The sequence below is a fragment of the Escherichia sp. KCJ4928 genome (assembly GCF_004352695.1).
Classification (GTDB): Bacteria; Pseudomonadota; Gammaproteobacteria; order Enterobacterales; family Enterobacteriaceae; genus ECMA0423.
In genome coordinates, this window is sequence record NZ_SJWV01000233.1 from 1 (window position 1) to 5,098 (window position 5,098).

Annotated in this window: 5 protein-coding genes and 3 pseudogenes; 4 read left to right on the forward strand and 4 right to left on the reverse strand. The window is 50.9% G+C overall.

Annotated features, from left to right (window positions below; all coding sequences use genetic code 11):
* The coding region (locus E0D98_RS21140; RefSeq protein ID WP_032305781.1) for an IS3 family transposase at positions 1–179 on the forward strand (179 nt) is incomplete at its 5' end.
* Positions 180–226: 47 nt separating this feature from the next.
* On the opposite strand, the pseudogene tnpB (E0D98_RS21145) reads toward E0D98_RS21140, so the two are convergent.
* Together tnpB (E0D98_RS21145) and tnpA are read right to left on the reverse strand one after the other, a co-directional pair.
* A pseudogene (tnpB, locus tag E0D98_RS21145) lies at positions 227–349 on the reverse strand (IS66 family insertion sequence element accessory protein TnpB); the annotation flags it as partial.
* A complete protein-coding gene (gene tnpA, locus E0D98_RS21150) occupies positions 349–939 on the reverse strand; it encodes an IS66-like element accessory protein TnpA (RefSeq protein ID WP_240723748.1) in 591 nt (196 codons plus the stop codon). The pseudogene tnpB (E0D98_RS21145) and the gene tnpA, both read right to left, overlap by 1 nt.
* 242 nt (positions 940–1,181) lie before the next feature.
* Between tnpA and E0D98_RS21155 the strand changes: the two genes are divergently transcribed.
* The 3 genes and pseudogenes from E0D98_RS21155 (at position 1,182) to E0D98_RS21165 (ending at position 3,592) form a co-directional block, all read left to right on the forward strand.
* Entirely contained in the window at positions 1,182–1,607 is a 426-nt protein-coding gene (locus tag E0D98_RS21155; protein WP_000422741.1) for a transposase, read from the forward strand.
* Positions 1,604–1,949: pseudogene (tnpB, locus tag E0D98_RS21160) on the forward strand (IS66 family insertion sequence element accessory protein TnpB). The gene E0D98_RS21155 and the pseudogene tnpB (E0D98_RS21160) overlap by 4 nt, the downstream one beginning before the upstream one ends.
* Positions 1,950–1,979: 30 nt before the next feature.
* Positions 1,980–3,592 (forward strand): annotated as a pseudogene (locus tag E0D98_RS21165) (IS66-like element ISEc23 family transposase).
* 158 nt (positions 3,593–3,750) lie between these two features.
* On the opposite strand, the gene E0D98_RS21170 reads toward E0D98_RS21165, so the two are convergent.
* Together E0D98_RS21170 and E0D98_RS21175 are read right to left on the reverse strand one after the other, a co-directional pair.
* The gene (locus tag E0D98_RS21170) at positions 3,751–4,125 is read right to left on the reverse strand and encodes a hypothetical protein (RefSeq protein ID WP_000171783.1); all 375 of its coding nucleotides are present in this window, start codon (positions 4,123–4,125) and stop codon (positions 3,751–3,753) included.
* A gap of 5 nt (positions 4,126–4,130) precedes the next feature.
* Positions 4,131–5,098: VENN motif pre-toxin domain-containing protein (locus tag E0D98_RS21175; protein ID WP_165941044.1), on the reverse strand; the 968-nt coding region annotated here is incomplete at its 5' end.

Genomic DNA, 5,098 nt, shown 5'->3' on the forward strand with positions numbered 1-5,098 from the left:
TCTGGGGAACGCTGAAAAATGAGAGCCTGAGCCACTATCGTTTTAATAACCGGGATGAAGCCATCTCAGTAATACGGGAATACATTGAGATTTTCTACAATCGTCAGCGTCGTCACTCTCGTCTGGGAAATATCTCCCCGGCAGCCTTCAGGGAAAAATATCATCAGATGGCTGCTTAAAAAAAGAACAAATGGTAGTGTCCGCTATTGCCAGTACACCTCAGGTGTCCGGAAAACGGGTCATCCTTCAGGACGTTCTGAACTTTTGAGGCCAGGCCGTTAAAGCCATTTCGCATGTCGGTGATACCGGCAACCAGCCAGATACGCGAACCGGCAGGGAGAGATATCATCAGTGGCTGCTCCCTTTCATTTCGCGGATAAGTGTCTGTAATAACACCGGTGTCAGTTCACCTTTCAGCCTGAGAGTTCCTGCCGGCAGGACCAGCTCACAGCACAGACTGTCGGACGGTGTATTTATCTGCTCTGGTTCCTGTGCCGGAGCCGGGATTTTATTATCCGGCTCCGGAGTTAACGTCACGGGAAGTAGCGATGTTTCATGTTCGCCGGGCGGTTGCAGGCCACCGTTACGCCAGAGATGCCGCCAGTTAAAGAGCAGGTTATCGTTAATTCCATTCTCTCGAGCTATTTGTGCGACACAGGCACCGGGTAAAAGAGTTTGCTGAACCAGTCTCCATTTAAACTCCGGTGAAAATCGGTTCCGGCGGGGTTTCTCTGCTTTCACAGGCTGAGTCACGGTCGGGGCTGAAGGGTATCGCCCCGGGAAAAGAGCCCGGGCCAGTTGCCCGCAGGAATATTCACCGGAAAGAGGCCAGTCAGTGAATACCTGGTGAAATCGCCTCACCAGAGAAAAAATGGCGGTTTTGCTGACACCAGTCTGCGCAGAAATGCGCGGGTACGACAGTGACTCGTCAAATCTCAGCTATAGCACACGCAGGATCAATTCCGGATTATCTGCCAGTACCGCCTTTCGTGCATTCATCTTAAATGTCCTTTTACTGCGAAAATGGACATTAGTATCGGAAACAGGAAAGGGAGGCGAAAGACGGTTTAAATGATGCGCTTACGTTTTAACAAATGTAAGCGTAAACTGACCGCCGTATGTAGCCATCAGACGAGAATTGGTAACTTAGACGCCCATCTGATATAGACGGACATCTAAGTATGGAATTACAGGACTGGCGAAAAGAACCTCGTAAAAACTATTCGAATGAATTCAAACTTCGTATGGTGGAACTGGCATCACAACCTGGAGCTTGTGTTGCACAGATTGCACGTGAAAATGGCGTCAATGATAATGTTATTTTCAAATGGCTCAGGCTCTGGCAGAACGAAGGGCGTGTTTCACGGCGTCTTCCGGTAACGACCTCTTCTGACACTGGCGTTGAATTATTACCTGTAGAAATAACGCCGGATGAGCAGAAAGAACCTGTGGCGGCCATTGCGCCGTCTTTATCCACTTCCACTCAGACCAGAGTCAGTGCCAGTTCCTGCAAGGTGGAATTCCGTCACGGTAACATGACGCTGGAAAATCCATCGCCAGAGCTGCTCACGGTGTTGATCCGTGAACTGACCGGGAGGGGAAGATGATCTCACTCCCATCAGGTACCCGTATCTGGCTCGTTGCCGGCGTTACCGATATGCGTAAATCCTTCAACGGACTGGGAGAACAGGTACAACATGTGCTGAATGATAATCCCTTCTCCGGTCACCTGTTTATCTTCCGTGGCCGACGGGGTGACACCGTCAAAATTCTTTGGGCTGATGCTGATGGTCTGTGCCTGTTCACCAAACGCCTGGAGGAAGGCCAGTTTATCTGGCCTGCGGTACGTGACGGCAAGGTATCCATTACCCGCTCGCAACTGGCAATGCTCCTCGATAAGCTGGACTGGCGTCAGCCAGTCCAGCCGTAACTCACTGACAATGTTGTAAAAAACTCCTGACCGCATTATAAAAACGGTCATGAGTCAGAAATACCTCATTCGCATCGCAGAGCTGGAAAGGTTGCTCTCTGAGCAGGCTGAAGCCCTCCGTCAGAAAGACCAGCAACTGAGTCTGGTTGAAGAGACGGAAGCCTTCCTGCGCTTTGCACTGACACGTGCCGAAGAAAAGATCGAAGAAGATGAACGGGAAATAGAACATCTGCGGGCTCAGATAGAAAAACTGCGCCGGATGCTGTTCGGTACCCGTTCTGAAAAACTGCGTCGTGAAGTTGAACTGGCTGAGGCTCTGCTGAAACAACGTGAACAGGACAGCGATCGTTACAGTGGGCGGGAAGACGATCCTCAGGTTCCCCGCCAGTTGCGACAGTCGCGCCATCGTCGTCCGTTACCGGCACACCTTCCCCGTGAAATACACCGCCTGGAGCCAGAAGAAAGCTGTTGCCCGGAGTGTGGCGGTGAGCTGGATTATCTGGGGGAAGTCAGCGCTGAACAGCTGGAACTGGTGAGCAGTGCCCTGAAAGTGATCCGCACAGAACGGGTAAAAAAAGCCTGTACAAAATGTGACTGTATTGTTGAAGCACCGGCGCCGTCCCGCCCGATAGAGCGTGGTATCGCGAGCCCCGGTTACTTGCCCGCGTGTTAACGGGAAAATACTGCGAACATCTGCCACTGTATCGTCAGAGTGAAATCTTTGCCCGCCAGGGTGTCGAACTGAGCCGGGCCTTACTCTCCAACTGGGTTGACGCGTGCTGCCAGTTAATGACACCGGTGAATGATGCCCTGTACCGTTATGTAATGAACACCCGCAAGGTTCACACTGATGACACACCGGTAAAGGTACTGGCACCGGGTCAGAAAAAGGCGAAAACAGGGCGTATCTGGACGTATGTCCGGGATGATCGCAATGTGGGTTCGTCATCTCCTCCAGCGGTCTGGTTCGCGTACTCGCCGAACCGGCAGGGGAAACACCCGGAGCAACACCTCCGCCCCTTCCGGGGTATCCTGCAGGCGGATGCGTTCACAGGTTACGACAGGTTGTTCAGTGCAGAACGTGAAGGTGGTGCGCTGACAGAAGTTGCGTGCTGGGCCCATTCCCGGCGAAAAATCCACGATGTATACATCAGCAGCAAAAGTGCGACGACAGAAGAAGCCCTGAAGCGAATCAGTGAACTGTACGCCATCGAGGATGAAATACGGGGATTACCGGAGTCAGAGCGTCTTGCCGTCAGGCAGCAGCGAAGCAAAGTGTTACTGACGTCGCTGCATGAATGGATGGTGGAGAAGAATGGTACGCTGTCGAAAAAATCCAGACTGGGCGAAGCGTTCAGCTATGTACTGAATCAGTGGGATGCCCTCTGTTATTACAGTGATGACGGTCTGGCGGAGGCGGATAATAATGCTGCGGAAAGAGCGCTTCGTGCAGTCTGTCTCGGAAAGAAAAACTTTATGTTCTTTGGCAGCGATCACGGCGGCGAGCGTGGAGCACTGTTGTACGGGCTGATCGGCACCTGCCGTCTGAACGGTATCGATCCGGAAGCGTATCTGCGCCATATCCTGAGCGTACTGCCGGAATGGCCTTCCAACCGAGTTGATGAACTCCTGCCATGGAACGTAGTACTCACCAATAAATAAGCGTCAATACGGTGCTCCGTTGACGCTTACTAACAAATCAAAAGGGGTTTTAATAACTGGCTCAAAGCTGAAAGCTTTCCGGAACCCCCAGCCTAGCTGGGGGTTTTCTGTGCACAAAAAAATCCCGGCATAATGGCCGGGATTTGCGAGCTTTCCCACTATTTCTTGATTCCTAAACGGAACATATCAGTTGGGAATAAAGGTTGTATTATCACTTCATCATTAAAAATGAATAATTTGGGCGATAAAGCTGTTACGTCATAGATATTTTCAGCGATTAATCTTAGATTTGACCTAAAAACTGGAATACTTGCATCATCTGCAAAGACAAACATGTCATCGTTTTTTACAGAGTTTGCACACAATAGCTCATCAAAACTCTCATAATCAGAATGCCAGATCTCTGACCAAGTAACACTTCCTTTCGCGAGAGGGTACTTATTTAAAATGCCCAGAGCCTCCTGCTGAGCCAGCCCCTCTACTATATTAAAATCAGCACTCAGTGCTTCCCGACACTCATCAAATAAAGTCATTTGCTCTACCTGTTTAGCTGTTTCAATATTGTTTCAAAAGACTTTTCATTGCCTTCAAAAGGTATGACTTGCTTCACCGCTTTTCCAGGGCCTTTACCCTGCGAGTAATCCCATATATTGATGTGTGTGCCTTTTTCAGGATCATAATCAACACGCCAACCAACTTTTCCGTCGCTGGATTGCCGCCCTATGACTTTCCCATTACCAGCGCTGACTTCCAAACGTCCGATAACTGGCTTAGAGTCCGCTCCTAAATTACCTACAAGATCCAATGCCTTGTTTCGAGCAGTTTCCCAGTTTTTCTCTGGCTTGAGGATTTGTTCAATTTTAGGCTGGGAATTCCCTTTAACCTTACTAATTCCCCCAAATGCTGACGCCGCAGCGCTCGCGACTATTCCCGCCTGAACTTCATCCAAACCGTATTCTTCTTGGAGTGCTTCCGAGACTTTGTTGGTCGCGACAACCCCTTCAGCCTGCATTTGCTGCGCAAAAGTCGCCGTCAGATCGTAGACCATTTTGATCGGGATATCTTCACCCAGAGCACGATCTATTGCCTGCTTCACCGCCAGACTGTCAGTCAGTACATCACCGTATTTCTGCTGGCAGGTTGCCGGGCTGGCTGCACAGTCACTGATCAGTTGCTTTTGCTGTGCCGTACTCAACTCTTCGTACTTTTTGATAATACCGCCGCAGTCACCGCCTTTCGCCTGACAGGACTTCATTTCAGCGGACCAAGCATCTATCTGCTTACTGCTCAGATAGTTATTCTCAACAGTCGTCTTACCTGACTGTGCGCCGGCTACCGCTGCCCCCCCCGAGTCTCCCACCAGACCACCGGCCAGGCCGGCAGCAACCGTTGCCAGTGTCGAGACCGTCTGCTTCTCTGTCTCGCTCAGTTCACTCACCGGCTTACCGTACATCTGTGTGGCTATCATTCCCACCACCTCGCCGGTGGCTGCGCCTGCGGCACCAG

Coding starts and splice junctions, on each gene's coding strand:
- E0D98_RS21170 (WP_000171783.1), bottom strand. CDS start 4,125: ATGACTTTATTTGATGAGTGTCGGGAAGCACTGAGTGCTGATTTTAAT.
- E0D98_RS21155 (WP_000422741.1), top strand. CDS start 1,182: ATGGAATTACAGGACTGGCGAAAAGAACCTCGTAAAAACTATTCGAAT.